Annotated in this window: 1 protein-coding gene; it reads right to left on the bottom strand. The window is 70.2% G+C overall.

Annotation, left to right across the window (positions count from 1 at the left end):
- On the bottom strand, positions 1-262 hold a 262-nt coding region (locus KVT32_RS30420; RefSeq protein ID WP_217619468.1), incomplete at both ends, for a heme-binding protein.

Here is a 262-nt window from a genome sequence, read left to right as displayed (position 1 = left end):
CCCCGCCTTGGCGGTCTGCGCATCCTCGGTCGACTTCACGCTCGACACCCCGACCGCGCCGATCACGTGACCGTCGACCACGACCGGCACGCCGCCTGCGAGCATGCCTTCGAGTTCCGGCGCCGACAGGAAGGACACGCGGCCGTTGTTGATGATGTCTTCGTAGATCTTCGATTCGCGGCGGCCCCGGGCGGCGGTCTTCGCCTTCTGCGGCGCGGTGTGGGCCGAGATCGGGGCCACGTCGTCCAGGCCCCGCAGCCAC

Origin of the sequence: Achromobacter sp. GbtcB20 (assembly GCF_019091095.1) — a bacterium.
Lineage (GTDB): Bacteria > Pseudomonadota > Gammaproteobacteria > Burkholderiales > Burkholderiaceae_B > Achromobacter > Achromobacter mucicolens.
This window is presented reverse-complemented; position numbering and strand designations above follow the sequence as displayed.